Origin of the sequence: Streptococcus sp. GP0011, from assembly GCF_030546305.1 — a bacterium.
Taxonomy (GTDB): Bacteria; Bacillota; Bacilli; order Lactobacillales; family Streptococcaceae; genus Streptococcus.
Genome location: NZ_JAUONR010000002.1, coordinates 179,551 through 194,146 on the forward strand (window position 1 = coordinate 179,551; position 14,596 = coordinate 194,146).

Consider the following 14,596-nt stretch of genomic DNA (forward strand, 5'->3'; position numbering starts at 1 on the left):
GTGGCAGTACAGTTATTAGAGAATTGGCTCTTAAAGGAGCAGGAAAAAATTCAAACCAAGTATCGTGAATTGAATCAAGTATCTGTTCTAGAGCCAGATATCATCTTTATTGGTGATTCGATAGTGGAATATTACCCTCTTCAAGAGTTGTTGGGAACTGCCAAGACGATTGTTAATCGTGGTATCCGAGGCTATCAGACGAGATTGTTATTAGAGAATTTGGATGCCCATCTTTATGGTGATGCTGTGGATCAAATTGTTCTCTTAATTGGGACAAATGATATTGGAAAAGATATTCCCATGAATGATGCTTTGGATAATCTTGAGCGTGTAATCCAATCGATTGCCCGAGAATATCCGCTGTCACAAATAAAACTCCTTTCGATTTTGCCAGTCAATGAAGGCGAAGAACACAAGCAGACAGTATATATTCGTACCAATGAAAAGATTAAGGAATGGAATCAAGCCTATGAGGCTCTGGCCTCCGCCTATATGCAAGTAGATTTTGTGTCGATTTATGATAGTTTGACAGATTCAGAAGGGCAACTTCAATCAGCCTATACAACGGATGGTCTCCATCTAAGTGTAGCCGGTTATCAAGCCTTATCAGAAGCCTTAAAAGGGTGCCTTTTCTAAAGAAACGGCTTGATTTTGCATTTTTTTTGAAGATAGGTTATAATAGTTCTAACATCCTGGGGTCGTTACGGATTCGACAGGCATTATGAGGCATATTTTGCAACCCGTGTGGCGACGTAAACGCTCAGTTAAATATAACTGCAAAAAATAACACTTCTTACGCTCTAGCTGCCTAAAAACCAGCAGGCGTGACCTGATTTGGATTGCTCGTGTTCAATGACAGGTCTTATGATTAGCGAGATACGATCAAGCCTTGTCTAGTGGTTTGATAAGAGATTAATAGACTCGCAGTTCCTAGGCTTGAGTTATGTGTCTAGGGATTGTTAAAACAATACATAACCTATGGTTGTAGACAAATATGTTGGCAGGTGTTTGGACGTGGGTTCGACTCCCACCGGCTCCATTATGAACAGGTATACAGTAGATTTTTTCCAAATTATATCCTTTGTTGTATCCTTCGTTGTATCCTATTTATTCTAGTGTGTTAGTGGAGAATTACTCAAGAGGCTGAAGAGGACGGTTTGCTAAATCGTTAGGTCGGGTAACTGGCGCGGGGGTTCGAATCCCCCATTCTCCGTTAGATAAACCCAGTGTTTTTCTAAACAACTATCCTTGGAGGTAGTCTCCAAGAGTAAATTTTCATAAAGAGGTGAAACATGAAAAAGATCAAGTTACTAAGTATCTTAGCACTTTCAACAGTTGTCTTGGGTGCATGTTCTGTATTTTCTAATCAGTCATCTGAAGCTTCTTCTGATAACAAGGAGAATACGGAACAAGTTGAGAAGAAAGATGAAGCTGCAGAAGTTAAAGAAAAAGTTACAAAAGATGCTGAGATTCTCTTAGACTCAGTTCTTACTAGCGACTCTGCTCGATTTAAGAAGATTTATGGCGACACTTATGAAAAATGGACTGAGGCAGTATTTGCTGTACAAACAAGTGAAAAAATCAAAGAAGAAGGGCTTTCACCTGCATCTACCTATTCAGTACAATGGCACAAAGATTTCCCTGTAGAAACTCCAGAAGAAACCATTTCAGGTTTCTTGAAGATGAGACGTAGATTATATCAAGATATCGGTTCTTACACTGTTAAAGACGTGAAGGTTGATGAATCAGGAAATACAGCGACTGTTACTTTCAACTCTAAGAAGTTACACTCTAAAGGATTGGCTTCATCTACAAGGGAAGTTCTCACTACTCTTATTGGAGGTGTTGATAACCTAGGTAAATACAATCAAGCTGGTTCAAACGTTGACATCAAGCGTTACCAAACATTGGTTTCTTACTGGATTTTTGAGCATCTATTCAAGAAAGATTTCTCAACCTACAGTGACGTTGACCCTAACTTAGCTCATACACCTTTCACTACTGGTGATTTTGATACTGAAATCAAATTAACAAAGGATAAGGATGGAAACTGGCTGATTTCTCAAGAAGATTACCGTACTTTGGCGACAGAGTTGCTTGATGATACAGAAGGTTATGATAAAATTGTCCGTAAAAACTCAACGAAGTCTAATGATAAATCAACAGACAAGTCTTCTGATAAATCTTCAAACAAATCCACTGATAAATCAACAGACAAATCTTCAGATAAAAAAGATAAAAGCAATATCTAATCTTTAGATTTAAAAGAAAAACAAGTAGTCAAAATAAACTACTTGTTTTTTTATGAATTAGGATAGGGAAGGATACAGAAAAATGTGATGTGATAGTTAGAGTAACTCAGCCTTTCATTTCTAGATATTGTTCTTAGAACGATAAAAAAACTGCATTGAGGTGCAGTTTTTCTTTTTTCTACGGAAGACATGGGATTCGAACCCACGCACGCTGTTACACGCCTACCGCGTTTCCAACACGGCCTCTTAAGCCTCTTGAGTAATCTTCCAATACTTACTCAAATAGTCTACCATAAAGCCACTTATCTTGCAATAAAAATTTTGGAAATAAGAAAAATGATAGAATTTGAAAGAAAATGATAAAAAATGCTTGACTTTGGTAGAGAATGTGCTAGAATGAATAGTGTAAACGATAACAGGAGGTGGTTTGGTGTTAAAAACTGAGCGGAAGCAACTGATTTTAGAGGAGTTAAATCAACATCATGTAGTTTCCCTAGAAAAATTGGTTAGTCTATTAGAAACATCAGAATCGACAGTACGAAGAGATTTGGACGAGTTGGAGGCGGAAAACAAGCTTCGCCGTGTTCATGGTGGAGCAGAACTACCTCACTCCTTGCAGGAAGAAGAAACCATCCAAGAAAAATCTGTCAAAAACCTTCAAGAGAAGAAGTTACTGGCTCAAAAAGCAGCCTCTCTTATCAAGGAACAAGATGTTATCTTTATTGATGCTGGAACGACAACTGCTTTTTTAATCAAGGAATTGGTTAATAAGAATATTACAGTTGTAACTAACTCCATTCACCATGCGGTTCAGTTGGTTGAAAAACAGATTCCAACTGTCATGGTTGGAGGAAGTGTCAAAATGGCAACAGATGCATGTATCGGTGGTGTTGCTCTTAACCAAATCAATCAATTGCACTTTGACCGTGCCTTTATCGGGATGAATGGTGTGGACGATGGTTATTATACGACTCCTGATATGGAGGAGGGAGCCGTGAAGCGTGCTATCTTAGAGAATGCCAAACAAACCTATGTCTTGGTGGATTCATCAAAGATTGGTCAAACTTGCTTTGCAAAGGTAGCACCACTTAAACGCGCTATTGTCATCACAAGTCAAGGGCATGAGCTCTTGCAGGTTATTAAGAAGAAAACGGAGGTAATAGAAGTATGATTTATACAGTCACACTCAATCCATCCATTGACTATATCGTTCGCTTAGACAAAGTAGAAGTCGGTAGTGTCAATCGAATGGACAGTGATGATAAGTTTGCTGGTGGGAAAGGAATCAATGTTAGCCGTGTTTTGAAGCGCTTGGATATTCCTAATACTGCGACTGGATTTATCGGAGGATTTACTGGTAAATTTATCACAGATACTTTGGCAGAAGAGGAAATTGAGACACGTTTTGTCCAAGTAGCAGAAGATACTCGCATCAATGTCAAGATTAAAGCAGACCAAGAAACAGAAATCAACGGGACTGGTCCAAATGTGGAACCGGCTCAGCTAGAAGAGTTGAAAGCTATTTTGTCTAGTCTGACAGCAGATGATACGGTTGTGTTTGCGGGTTCGAGTGCTAAGAATCTAGGTAATGTTATTTACAAAGATTTGATTGCCTTGACACGCCAGACTGGTGCGCAAGTGGTTTGTGACTTTGAAGGACAGACCTTGATTGATAGTTTGGACTACCAGCCACTTTTGGTTAAACCAAACAATCACGAGCTTGGAGCTATCTTTGGAGTGAAACTCGAAAGTTTAGATGAAATCGAGAACTATGCTCGTGAGTTACTAGCTAAAGGTGCACAAAACGTCATCATCTCTATGGCTGGAGACGGTGCCCTTCTTGTCACATCTGAGGGAGCTTACTTCGCTAAACCTATCAAGGGAACAGTCAAAAATTCAGTCGGGGCTGGTGACTCTATGGTCGCTGGATTTACAGGTGAATTTGTCAAATCAAAAGATGCAGTAGAAGCCTTCAAATGGGGGGTAGCTTGTGGAACGGCAACGACCTTCTCGGATGACTTGGCAACAGCGGAATTTATTAAAGAAACATATGAAAAAGTTGAGGTAGAAAAACGATGAAAATTCAAGACCTATTGAGAAAAGATGTCATGTTGTTGGATTTACAGGCAACTGAAAAAACAGCTGTCATCGAAGAGATGATTAAAAGCTTGGTAGATCACGGTTATGTGACAGATTTTGAAACCTTTAAAGAAGGAATTTTGGCGCGTGAAGCTCTCACTTCCACTGGTTTGGGTGACGGAATTGCTATGCCTCACAGCAAGAACTCTGCTGTAAAAGAAGCGACCGTTCTTTTTGCTAAGTCAAACAAGGGTGTTGACTATGAGAGTTTGGATGGGCAACCAACTGATCTCTTCTTCATGATTGCGGCACCAGAAGGTGCTAATGATACTCACTTGGCAGCCTTAGCAGAATTGTCTCAATACCTGATGAAAGATGGCTTTGCGGATAAACTTCGTCAAGTAACTTCGCCTGATCAAGTGATTGAGCTCTTTGACCAAGCTTCGGAAAAAACAGAAGAAGCTGCTGTGGTTGAACCTGCAAATAAAGGTGGAGACTTCCTTGTAGCTGTAACAGCATGTACTACAGGAATTGCTCATACCTACATGGCACAAGAGGCCTTGCAAAAAGTTGCAGCTGAAATGGGTGTTGGTATCAAGGTTGAAACCAACGGTGCTAGCGGTGTTGGTAACCAACTAACTGCAGAGGATATCCGCAAGGCTAAAGCTGTTATCATCGCTGCTGACAAGGCTGTTGAGATGGATCGTTTCGATGGAAAACCTTTGGTTAACCGTCCAGTTGCAGACGGTATCCGTAAGACGGAAGAATTGATCAACTTGGCTCTTTCAGGAGACGCTGAAGTTTATCGTGCTGCTAATGGAGCAAAAGCTGCAACGGCATCTAATGAAAAACAAAGTATCGGTGGTGCCTTCTACAAACACTTGATGAGTGGTGTATCCCAAATGTTGCCATTCGTTATCGGTGGTGGTATCATGATTGCCCTTGCTTTCTTAATCGACGGAGCTTTTGGTGTGCCACAAGATAGTCTTGGAAATCTCGGATCCTACCATGAACTAGCTTCTATGTTCATGAAAATCGGTGGTGCAGCCTTTGGCTTGATGCTTCCAGTCTTTGCTGGTTATGTAGCCTACTCTATTGCTGAAAAACCAGGTTTGGTAGCTGGCTTTGTGGCTGGTGCTATTGCCAAAGAAGGTTTTGCCTTTGGTAAAATTCCTTATGCCTCAGGTGGTGAAGCAACTTCAACTCTTGCAGGTGTGTCATCTGGTTTCCTAGGTGCCCTTGTTGGTGGATTTATCGCAGGTGCCTTGGTTCTTGCTATCAAGAAATATGTTAAAGTACCTCGTTCACTTGAAGGTGCTAAATCAATCCTTCTCTTGCCACTTCTTGGAACAATCTTAACAGGATTTGTTATGTTGGCTGTTAACATTCCAATGGCAGCAATCAACACGGCTATGAATGACTTCCTAGGCGGTCTTGGAGGAGGTTCAGCTGTCCTTCTCGGTATCGTTCTTGGTGGTATGATGGCTGTCGATATGGGTGGACCTGTCAATAAAGCAGCCTATGTCTTTGGTACTGGTACGCTTGCAGCGACTGTTTCTTCAGGTGGTTCTGTAGCTATGGCAGCAGTTATGGCTGGAGGAATGGTTCCACCACTTGCTATCTTTGTCGCAACCCTTCTTTTCAAAGATAAATTTACCAAAGAAGAACGTAACTCTGGTTTGACCAACATCATCATGGGCTTGTCATTCATCACTGAAGGAGCGATTCCATTTGGTGCAGCCGACCCAGCTCGTGCAATCCCAAGCTTCATCCTTGGTTCAGCAGTAGCAGGCGGACTCGTTGGTCTTGCAGGAATCAAACTCATGGCACCACACGGAGGAATCTTCGTTATCGCTCTAACTTCAAATGCCCTTCTTTACCTTGCCTCTGTCTTGGTTGGCGCAATTGTAAGTGGTGTGGTTTATGGTTACCTACGCAAACCACAAGCATAAAAAGGATTAGAATAGAAAGATTGTTACCATTTGGTGCAATCTTTTTCTCTATTCGAAATGGCTGTGAAATATGGTATAATAAAAGAATGGCAAACAAGAATACTACAAAAACAAGACGGAGACCGTCTAAAGCAGAACTCGAAAGAAAACAGGCTATCCAGAGGATGTTGATTTCCTTAGGAATTGCCTTATTGTTGATTATTGCAGCCCTCAAACTCGGCGCGGCAGGTGTCACTCTTTACAATCTCATTCGACTGGTGGTCGGAAGTTTGGCCTATGTGGCCATTGGTGCCCTCCTCATTTATCTTTTTCTATTTAAATGGATCCGCAAGCAAGAGGGACTTCTGTCAGGATTTCTCTGTATCTTTGCTGGCTTACTCTTGATTTTTGAGGCCTACTTGGTATGGAAATATGGCTTGGAGCAGTCAGTTCTAAAAGGGACCCTGTTTCAAGTTATGACGGACCTGACTGGTATGCGGGTGACTAGCTTCGCCGGTGGAGGCTTGCTTGGTGTTGGACTCTATATCCCCATATCCTTTCTTTTCTCCAATATCGGATCGTACTTTATTGGAGTTCTCTTGATTCTAGTTGGGGCACTCTTGGTTAGTCCTTGGTCTATTTATGATGTCGCAGCCTTTATTGGAGCTCAGTTCAGATCCTTCATGGAAAAACAGGAACAGAGAAAACAGGAACGCTTCATCAAGAGAGAAGAAGAGAAGGCTCGTCAAGAAGCTGAAGAAGCAGCCAGAATTCAGAGAGAACAAGAAGAACAGGATGCATTACCGCTTCCTCCTGTAGATCCTGAAACGGGAGAAATCTTATCAGAGGTACCAGACTACGATTTCCACCCAATTCCTGAGGAAGAATGGATCGAACCGGAGATTATCCTCCCTCAAACTGATTTTGACGTTCCAGATATGGAAGAAGACTTTGAGGATGAAGAGGTGCAGGTTGATTTTTCTGCCAAGGAAGCCCTTGAATACAAGCTACCAAGCTTGCAACTCTTTGCGCCAGATAAACCCAAAGATCAGTCCAAGGAAAAGAAGATTGTTCGAGAAAATATCAAAATCCTAGAAGAAACCTTTGCTAGCTTTGGTATCAAGGTGACGGTGGAACGGGCTGAAATAGGACCATCAGTTACCAAGTATGAAGTCAAGCCAGCAGTCGGTGTACGGGTTAACCGCATTTCCAATCTGGCAGACGACTTAGCGCTAGCTCTAGCAGCTAAGGATGTTCGGATTGAGGCTCCGATCCCTGGTAAATCCTTAGTCGGAATTGAAGTACCCAACTCTGAGATTGCGACCGTTTCCTTCCGTGAACTCTGGGAACAGTCTCAGACTAAACCAGAAAATCTCCTCGAAATTCCTCTAGGTAAGGCTGTCAATGGAACTGCTCGCACCTTTGAGCTTTCCAAGATGCCCCACCTACTCGTTGCAGGTTCGACGGGATCAGGGAAGTCAGTCGCAGTTAACGGTATTATCGCCAGCATTCTGATGAAAGCAAGACCAGATCAGGTCAAGTTTATGATGGTGGATCCAAAGATGGTTGAGTTATCGGTGTACAATGACATTCCTCACCTCTTGATTCCAGTTGTGACCAATCCACGCAAGGCCAGCAAGGCTCTGCAAAAGGTTGTGGATGAGATGGAAAATCGTTACGAACTCTTTGCTAAGGTTGGAGTACGAAATATCGCTGGTTACAATGCCAAGGTCGAGGAATTTAATAGCCAATCTGAGTACAAACAAGTGCCCCTGCCTTTGATTGTTGTCATTGTAGATGAGTTGGCAGATCTCATGATGGTGGCTAGCAAGGAAGTGGAAGATGCCATCATTCGTCTCGGACAGAAGGCGCGTGCTGCAGGGATTCACATGATTCTCGCAACGCAACGTCCATCGGTTGATGTTATCTCTGGTCTTATCAAGGCCAATGTCCCATCTCGTGTGGCTTTTGCAGTTTCATCAGGTACAGATTCGCGAACCATCTTGGATGAGAATGGAGCAGAAAAACTGCTTGGTCGAGGAGATATGCTCTTTAAACCAATTGATGAAAATCACCCAGTCCGTCTACAAGGATCCTTTATCTCAGATGATGATGTTGAACGCATCGTAAACTTCATCAAGGCTCAGGCAGATGCGGACTACGATGAAAGCTTTGACCCAGGAGATGTTCCTGAAAATGAAGGAGATTTTTCTGATGGTGAAGCTGGTGGCGATCCGCTTTTTGAAGAAGCCAAGGCTTTGGTTATCGAAACCCAGAAAGCTAGTGCTTCGATGATTCAGCGTCGTTTGTCAGTTGGATTTAATCGTGCGACCCGCCTGATGGAAGAGCTCGAAATGGCAGGTGTCATCGGTCCAGCTGAGGGAACCAAACCACGAAAAGTATTGCAACAATAAAAAAATAACTTCTTTCCAAATTTGGAAAGAAGTTATTTTTTTGATTACTGGTTCGTTTTAGTTTCAGAACTCGTCGTATTTGACTGTGTTCCATTATCGCTTGTTTCTTTATTTGTAGCTGGTGTAGAAGAGTCCTGAGTTGTTGTTTTCTGCTCTTCTTTTTTCTCCTCTTTTTTATTGGATTGAGAAGTTTCTTCTTGTAGGGTATTTTCTTTAGTAGAAGTGTTGTCCCTGTTAGGAGTAGTATTTTCCTGAGGGGATTCTTTTTGAATTTCCTTGACAACAGTTGTTTGAGTTGTCGTCGGTTCTTTTTTGTTGTTCTTGTTATTATCCATCGCGTTCATGATGGTAATAGTAGCGGTGATGAGACCAAGGATACTACCGATGGTAGCAATCGTTTTTTGAAAGACAGTAAATCCCTTTTTGATGTGTTCTGTTTTTGGTTTTGAAGTTCTACGATAGTTAGACATGATACTCTCCTTTAATTATGATTTATTATACCTCATTTCTTTAAAAAAATCTTAAAAAAAGAGAAACCTCCCTTTCTTGTCGCAGGTCTCTTTTCGTGATACAATAGAAGGAGTGATTTTAGAAAGCGTGAGAAAACATGATCTACTTTGATAATTCGGCGACAACCAAGCCTTATCCTGAAGCACTTGAAACCTACATGCAGGTTGCTTCAAAAATTGTAGGAAATCCGTCTAGTCTCCATCGTCTGGGAGATCAGGCAACACGAATTTTAGATGCTTCCCGGCAGCAAATTGCAGATTTAATTGGCAAGAAGAGTGATGAAATCTTCTTTACCTCTGGTGGAACAGAAGGAGATAACTGGGTTATCAAGGGTGTGGCCTTTGAAAAAGCCCAGTTTGGTATGCACATCATCGTATCAGCTATTGAACATCCAGCAGTCAAGGAATCAGCCCTTTGGCTGAATAGTCAAGGTTTTGAAATAGATTTTGCTCCAGTTGATGAGAAAGGATTTGTGGATGTTGAAGCATTAGCAGATTTGCTACGACCTGATACGACCCTTGTCTCCATCATGGCAGTTAACAACGAAATTGGCTCTATCCAGCCTATTGAGGCTATTTCGAAACTGTTAGCAGATAAGCCGACTATTTCCTTCCATGTTGATGCGGTTCAGGCACTTGCTAAGATTCCAACTGAAAAGTATCTAACTGATCGAGTGGATTTTGCGACCTTTTCAAGTCATAAGTTTCATGGTGTCAGAGGTGTTGGATTTGTCTATATCAAGTCTGGTAAGAGGATCATGCCTCTTTTAACAGGTGGTGGTCAGGAGCGAGACTATCGTTCGACAACTGAAAATGTTGCTGGAATTGCAGCGACAGCCAAAGCTCTCCGTTTATCTATGGAAAAGTTAGATATCTTTGCTAGTAAGACAGGGCAGATGAAGGCAGTCATTCGTCAAGCTCTTCTGGATTATCCAGATATTTTTGTCTTTTCAGATGAGGAAGACTTTGCCCCTCATATCCTGACTTTTGGGATTAAGGGTGTTCGTGGTGAAGTCATCGTTCACGCCTTTGAAGACTATGATATTTTCATTTCCACAACCTCTGCTTGTTCGTCCAAGGCAGGAAAACCTGCGGGGACCTTGATTGCCATGGGAGTGGACAAAGATAAGGCCCAGTCAGCTGTGCGTCTAAGCCTAGACCTGGAAAATGATATGAGTCAAGTCGAGCAGTTTTTGACCAAGCTAAAATTAATTTACAATCAAACTAGAAAAGTAAGATAGGAGCATTTATGCAGTATTCAGAAATTATGATTCGTTACGGAGAATTGTCAACCAAGCACAAAAATCGTATGCGTTTCATTAATAAACTTCGTAATAATATTTCAGACGTTTTGTCTATCTATCCTCAAGTTAAGGTAACCGCAGATCGCGACCGTGCCCACGCTTACCTCAATGGAGCTGATTACACAGCAGTAGCAGAATCACTCAAACAAGTCTTTGGAATTCAAAATTTTTCTCCTGTGTATAAGATTGAAAAGTCAGTGGACGTTCTGAAGTCTGCTGTCCAAGAGATTATGAAGGAAATCTACAAGGAAGGCATGACCTTTAAAATCACTAGCAAGCGTAGCGATCACAACTTTGAATTGGATAGTCGTGAACTGAATCAAACTCTTGGTGGAGCTGTTTTCGAGGCTATTCCAAACGTGCAAGCTCAGATGAAAAATCCAGATATTAATCTTCAGGTTGAGATTCGTGAAGAGGCTGCCTATCTTTCCTATGAAACTTTTCGTGGAGCAGGAGGATTACCTGTGGGAAGTTCTGGTAAAGGTATGCTCATGTTGTCAGGAGGGATTGACTCACCTGTAGCAGGTTATCTAGCTCTTAAACGTGGGGTAGATATTGAAGCCGTCCACTTTGCTAGCCCGCCATACACAAGTCCTGGTGCCCTCAAGAAAGCCCACGATTTGACTCGGAAATTGACCAAGTTTGGTGGCAATATCCAGTTTATCGAGGTGCCTTTTACAGAGATTCAAGAGGAAATCAAGGCTAAGGCACCAGAAGCCTACCTCATGACCTTGACCCGTCGTTTTATGATGCGCATTACCGACCGTATTCGAGAGGTGAGAAATGGTTTAGTTATCATCAATGGGGAAAGTCTTGGTCAAGTAGCTAGCCAGACCTTGGAAAGCATGCAGACTATCAACGCTGTGACCAGCACTCCAGTCATTCGTCCCGTGGTTACGATGGACAAGTTGGAAATCATTGACATCGCGCAGGAAATCGATACTTTTGAAATTTCAATCCAGCCTTTTGAAGACTGCTGTACTATTTTTGCGCCTGACCGTCCTAAGACCAATCCTAAGATAGAGAATGCAGAGCAGTATGAAAAACGCATGGATGTTGAAGGCTTGGTTGAGCGAGCAGTGGCTGGTATCATGATTACTGAAATCACTCCCCAGGTTGAAAAAGATGCTGTCGATGAGTTAATTGACAATCTCCTCTAATCAGAAAACCCAGAAGAATTCAGAAAAATAAATGAAAAAGTTAGTTATTTATCCTTAAAATGGACAATTACTGACTTTTTTTCTATTTTTATGGTATAATAAGATAAAATTTTGAATATAGAGAGTTTTCTGACAATGAATCATTCCTACTTTTACTTAAAAATGAAAGAACACAAACTCAAGGTTCCTTATACTGGAAAAGAGCGTCGTGTGCGTGTGCTTCTACCTAAGGACTACGAGAAAGACACCGACCGTTTTTACCCAGTTGTTTACTTTCATGATGGGCAAAATGTCTTTTACAGCAAGGAGTCTTATATCGGACACTCTTGGAAGATTATTCCAGCCATTAAGCGGAATCCTGATATCAGTCGCATGATTGTTGTAGCCATCGACAATGATGGTTTGGGGCGGATGCATGAGTATGCGGCTTGGAAGTTTCAAGAATCTCCTATCCCAGGCCAGCAGTTTGGCGGTAAGGGTGTGGAGTATGCCGAGTTTGTCATGGAGGTGGTCAAGCCTTTTATCGATGAAACCTACCGAACCAAAGCTGATCGCCAGCACACGGCTATGATTGGTTCGTCACTAGGAGGCAATATTACCCAGTTTATCGGACTAGAGTACCAAGACCGAATTGGTTGTCTAGGTGTCTTCTCATCTGCCAACTGGCTTCACCAAGAAGCCTTTAACCGCTATATCGAGCGTAAGAAATTGACGCCTGAACAGCGCATTTTCATCTATGTAGGAACAGAAGAAGCAGACGATACGGACAAGACCTTGATGGCTGGCAATATCAAGCAAGCCTATATCGACTCGTCGCTTCGTTATTACCGTGATTTGATTGCAGGTGGAGTACACTTGGATAATCTTGTCTTGAAAGTTCAGTCTGGTGCCATCCATAGTGAAATACCTTGGTCGGAAAATTTGCCAGACTGTCTCCGATTTTTTGCAGAGAAATGGTAAGTTAAGAAAGGAGAAAGCCAATGCATATTGAAAACCTTAGCCACTGGAGTGGCAATCTTAATCGTGAAATGTACCTCAACCGTTATGGACATGCTGGGATTCCAGTTGTTGTTTTTGCTTCATCTGGTGGCAGTCACAACGAATACTATGATTTTGGCATGATTGATGCCTGTGCTTCCTTTATCGAGGAAGGGCGCGTCCAGTTCTTTACTCTCTCCAGTGTTGACAGTGAGAGCTGGTTGGCTACTTGGAAAAATGGTCATGACCAGGCGGAGATGCACCGCGCCTACGAACGCTATGTGATTGAGGAGGCCATTCCTTTTATCAAGCACAAGATAGGTTGGTTTGATGGCATGATGACGACAGGTTGCTCAATGGGGGCCTACCATGCACTCAATTTCTTTCTCCAGCATCCAGATGTCTTTACCAAGGTGATTGCCCTCAGTGGTGTTTACGACGCACGTTTCTTCGTTGGCGATTACTACAATGATGATGCTATTTACCAAAACTCACCAGTAGATTATATCTGGAATCAAAACGACGGATGGTTTATCGATCGTTACCGTCAGGCAGAAATCGTCATTTGTACGGGTCTTGGTGCCTGGGAACAAGACGGTCTACCATCTTTCTACAAGCTTAAAGAAGCCTTTGACCAGAAACAAATTCCAGCATGGTTTGCTGAATGGGGACACGATGTCGCCCACGACTGGGAATGGTGGCGTAAACAAATGCCTTATTTTCTTGGACACTTGTATCTATAAAAGGAGTTGCCTATGAATTACCTTGTTATTTCTCCCTACTATCCGCAAAACTTCCAACAATTTACCATCGAGCTAGCCAATAAAGGCATCACAGTCTTGGGAATTGGTCAAGAACCTTACGAACAACTAGATGAACCTTTGCGAAATAGCCTAACCGAGTATTTCCGTGTGGACAATCTTGAAAACATAGACGAAGTCAAACGTGCTGTTGCCTTTCTGTTCTACAAGCATGGCCCAATCGACCGCATCGAATCTCACAATGAATACTGGCTTGAGCTGGATGCAGCACTTCGTGAGCAATTCAATGTTTTTGGTGCCAAACCAGAGGATCTCAAAAAGACCAAGTTTAAGTCTGAGATGAAGAAACTTTTCAAAAAAGCAGGTGTCCCTGTGGTACCTGGTACTGTTATCCAGACAGAAGCAGATGTGGATAAAGCAGTGAAAGAAATCGGTCTACCAATGATTGCCAAACCTGACAATGGAGTGGGAGCGGCAGCAACCTTTAAGCTTGAGACAGAAGACGATGTAAATCACTTTAAGGCTGAATGGGACCATTCAACCGTTTATTTCTTTGAAAAATTTGTCACTTCTAGCGAAATCTGTACCTTTGACGGGCTTGTGGACAAGGATGGCAACATCGTCTTTTCAACGACTTTTGATTATGCCCATACACCACTTGATCTCATGATTTATAAGATGGACAATTCCTACTATGTACTCAAGGATATGGATCCAAAACTGCGCAAGTATGGCGAGGCCATTGTCAAAGAATTTGGAATGAGAGAACGCTTTTTCCATATCGAGTTTTTCCGTGACGGGGACGACTACATTGCCATTGAGTACAATAACCGTCCTGCAGGTGGCTTTACCATTGATGTTTATAACTTTGCCCATTCCTTGGACCTCTACCGAGGCTATGCGGCGATTGTCGCAGGAGAAGAGTTCCCAGAATCAGAATTTGAACCTCAATACTGTCTAGCTACATCACGTCGTGCAAATGCAAATTATGTCTATTCAGAAGAAGACTTGCTTGCTAAGTACAGCCAGCAATTCAAGGTCAAAAAAATCATGCCAGCAGCCTTTGCAGAGCTACAAGGGGACTACCTTTATATGTTGACCACTCCGAGTCGCCAAGAGATGGAGCAGATGATTGCAGATTTTGGTCAACGTCAAGAATAACGATTAGAACAAAAGGAGTTTGACTTCTTTTGTCCTTTTCTTAAAGA

At 42.2% G+C, this 14,596-nt stretch carries 12 protein-coding genes, 2 tRNA genes and 1 other RNA gene; 13 read left to right on the forward strand and 2 right to left on the reverse strand.

Annotation, left to right across the window (positions count from 1 at the left end):
• From Q4443_RS03190 to Q4443_RS03205, 4 genes are all read left to right on the forward strand, one after another.
• Positions 1–636, forward strand: coding sequence for an SGNH/GDSL hydrolase family protein (locus Q4443_RS03190; RefSeq protein WP_049479747.1), 636 nt, complete (start codon positions 1–3; stop codon positions 634–636).
• Positions 637–694: 58 nt separating this feature from the next.
• Positions 695–1,042: a transfer-messenger RNA gene (gene ssrA / locus Q4443_RS03195) on the forward strand.
• An 83-nt stretch (positions 1,043–1,125) separates the two neighbouring features.
• Positions 1,126–1,213 (forward strand) — tRNA-Ser (locus Q4443_RS03200).
• Between the two features lie 79 nt (positions 1,214–1,292).
• Complete coding sequence (locus Q4443_RS03205) at positions 1,293–2,252, forward strand: hypothetical protein (protein ID WP_000721422.1); 960 nt, start codon at positions 1,293–1,295, stop codon at positions 2,250–2,252.
• Positions 2,253–2,433: 181 nt separating this feature from the next.
• Here Q4443_RS03205 and Q4443_RS03210 read toward each other — a convergent pair.
• Positions 2,434–2,521: transfer RNA gene (locus Q4443_RS03210), tRNA-Ser, on the reverse strand.
• 161 nt (positions 2,522–2,682) lie between these two features.
• Here Q4443_RS03210 and Q4443_RS03215 point away from each other — a divergent pair.
• From Q4443_RS03215 to Q4443_RS03230, 4 genes are all read left to right on the forward strand, one after another.
• Positions 2,683–3,423 carry a DeoR/GlpR family DNA-binding transcription regulator gene (locus tag Q4443_RS03215; protein ID WP_000920661.1) on the forward strand — a complete coding sequence of 247 codons (741 nt, stop codon included), beginning with the start codon at positions 2,683–2,685 and terminating at the stop codon, positions 3,421–3,423.
• Positions 3,420–4,331 (forward strand): 1-phosphofructokinase, encoded by a 912-nt coding sequence (pfkB, locus tag Q4443_RS03220; RefSeq protein ID WP_000640770.1) that lies wholly within the window; start codon positions 3,420–3,422, stop codon positions 4,329–4,331. Before Q4443_RS03215 ends, pfkB begins: the two co-directional genes overlap by 4 nt.
• The gene (locus tag Q4443_RS03225; RefSeq protein WP_049479482.1) at positions 4,328–6,283 is read left to right on the forward strand and encodes a fructose-specific PTS transporter subunit EIIC; all 1,956 of its coding nucleotides are present in this window, start codon (positions 4,328–4,330) and stop codon (positions 6,281–6,283) included. The genes pfkB and Q4443_RS03225 overlap by 4 nt, the downstream gene beginning before the upstream one ends.
• An 86-nt stretch (positions 6,284–6,369) precedes the next feature.
• Complete coding sequence (locus tag Q4443_RS03230; RefSeq protein WP_080978799.1) at positions 6,370–8,676, forward strand: DNA translocase FtsK; 2,307 nt, start codon at positions 6,370–6,372, stop codon at positions 8,674–8,676.
• Between the two features lie 44 nt (positions 8,677–8,720).
• Here Q4443_RS03230 and Q4443_RS03235 read toward each other — a convergent pair whose 3' ends face one another.
• Entirely contained in the window at positions 8,721–9,146 is a 426-nt protein-coding gene (locus tag Q4443_RS03235) for a DUF6556 family protein (protein WP_049479078.1), read from the reverse strand.
• A gap of 137 nt (positions 9,147–9,283) precedes the next feature.
• On the opposite strand from Q4443_RS03235, the gene Q4443_RS03240 reads away from it, so the two are divergent.
• The 5 genes from Q4443_RS03240 (at position 9,284) to Q4443_RS03260 (ending at position 14,549) form a co-directional block, all read left to right on the forward strand.
• On the forward strand, positions 9,284–10,426 hold the full coding sequence (locus Q4443_RS03240; protein ID WP_049518978.1) for a cysteine desulfurase family protein: 1,143 nt from the start codon (positions 9,284–9,286) through the stop codon (positions 10,424–10,426).
• 8 nt (positions 10,427–10,434) lie between these two features.
• Positions 10,435–11,649 (forward strand): tRNA uracil 4-sulfurtransferase ThiI, encoded by a 1,215-nt coding sequence (thiI, locus tag Q4443_RS03245; RefSeq protein WP_049479076.1) that lies wholly within the window; start codon positions 10,435–10,437, stop codon positions 11,647–11,649.
• Positions 11,650–11,784: 135 nt separating this feature from the next.
• Positions 11,785–12,609: an alpha/beta hydrolase gene (locus tag Q4443_RS03250; RefSeq protein ID WP_049479075.1), complete on the forward strand. Its 825-nt coding sequence runs from the start codon at positions 11,785–11,787 to the stop codon at positions 12,607–12,609.
• A 20-nt stretch (positions 12,610–12,629) separates the two neighbouring features.
• Positions 12,630–13,370 carry an esterase family protein gene (locus tag Q4443_RS03255; RefSeq protein ID WP_049479074.1) on the forward strand — a complete coding sequence of 247 codons (741 nt, stop codon included), beginning with the start codon at positions 12,630–12,632 and terminating at the stop codon, positions 13,368–13,370.
• 12 nt (positions 13,371–13,382) lie between these two features.
• Complete coding sequence (locus Q4443_RS03260) at positions 13,383–14,549, forward strand: acetyl-CoA carboxylase biotin carboxylase subunit family protein (RefSeq protein ID WP_049479073.1); 1,167 nt, start codon at positions 13,383–13,385, stop codon at positions 14,547–14,549.
• The last annotated feature ends 47 nt before the right edge of the window (positions 14,550–14,596 follow it).

Excerpts from the sequence above, each read along its gene's own strand:
- Q4443_RS03230 (WP_080978799.1), top strand. The coding sequence starts at position 6,370 with ATGGCAAACAAGAATACTACAAAAACAAGACGGAGACCGTCTAAAGCA.
- Q4443_RS03235 (WP_049479078.1), bottom strand. The coding sequence starts at position 9,146 with ATGTCTAACTATCGTAGAACTTCAAAACCAAAAACAGAACACATCAAA.
- thiI (WP_049479076.1), top strand. The coding sequence starts at position 10,435 with ATGCAGTATTCAGAAATTATGATTCGTTACGGAGAATTGTCAACCAAG.
- pfkB (WP_000640770.1), top strand. The coding sequence starts at position 3,420 with ATGATTTATACAGTCACACTCAATCCATCCATTGACTATATCGTTCGC.
- Q4443_RS03225 (WP_049479482.1), top strand. The coding sequence starts at position 4,328 with ATGAAAATTCAAGACCTATTGAGAAAAGATGTCATGTTGTTGGATTTA.
- Q4443_RS03240 (WP_049518978.1), top strand. The coding sequence starts at position 9,284 with ATGATCTACTTTGATAATTCGGCGACAACCAAGCCTTATCCTGAAGCA.
- Q4443_RS03260 (WP_049479073.1), top strand. The coding sequence starts at position 13,383 with ATGAATTACCTTGTTATTTCTCCCTACTATCCGCAAAACTTCCAACAA.
- Q4443_RS03205 (WP_000721422.1), top strand. The coding sequence starts at position 1,293 with ATGAAAAAGATCAAGTTACTAAGTATCTTAGCACTTTCAACAGTTGTC.
- Q4443_RS03250 (WP_049479075.1), top strand. The coding sequence starts at position 11,785 with ATGAATCATTCCTACTTTTACTTAAAAATGAAAGAACACAAACTCAAG.
- Q4443_RS03255 (WP_049479074.1), top strand. The coding sequence starts at position 12,630 with ATGCATATTGAAAACCTTAGCCACTGGAGTGGCAATCTTAATCGTGAA.